This window comes from Acinetobacter lactucae (assembly GCF_013344765.1).
In the GTDB taxonomy this organism is placed as follows: Bacteria; Pseudomonadota; Gammaproteobacteria; order Pseudomonadales; family Moraxellaceae; genus Acinetobacter; species Acinetobacter lactucae_A.
Genome location: NZ_JABVBF010000404.1, coordinates 1 through 585 on the forward strand (window position 1 = coordinate 1; position 585 = coordinate 585).

Below are 585 nucleotides of genomic sequence, written 5' to 3' on the forward strand. Positions count from 1 at the left end.
GATTTAAATGAAATATGTATGAGTGAAGTATTAAATGTAGCAAATAGAATAGTGGAAAAAGTAGATATTCCAATCTTAGTTGATGTCGATTCTGGATACGGAAATTTTAATAATTTTAGGATTGCGGCTACTAGATTAGAAAAATTAGGTATTGCGGGGGTATGTATCGAAGATAAGAAATATCCTAAAAGTAACTCTTTTTTTAATTATGGCCAAGAACTATCATCTATTAGTGAGATGTGCGGTAAAATTAAAGCTGCACGCGATAAATTATCAAATAATGATTTTGTTATTGTAGCACGTTTGGAATCTTTCATAGTTGGTGAATCAAAAGATCAAGCTTTAGAACGAGCTGAGAAATATATCGATGCCGGTGCAGATGCGGTACTAATTCATTCTAAACTGAATGTTCCCGACGAAGTTTTCTCATTTTCTAAATGTTGGAATAATAAAAGTCCTATTTTTGCTGTTCCAACTACTTATTATAAAACTTCTGCTTTAGATTTTAAAACAAATAATATTAATAATATTATTTGGGCTAATCATAATATTAGGGCTTCAATTAAAGCTATGAATGATATATGT

General features: G+C 29.9%; 1 protein-coding gene. It reads left to right on the plus strand.

The window, feature by feature from the left end; genetic code table 11:
• Nucleotides 1-12: 12 nt before the first annotated feature.
• Nucleotides 13-585, plus strand: a 573-nt coding sequence (locus tag HUN22_RS17575; protein ID WP_368074588.1) for an isocitrate lyase/phosphoenolpyruvate mutase family protein, incomplete at its 3' end; no start/stop codon positions are given.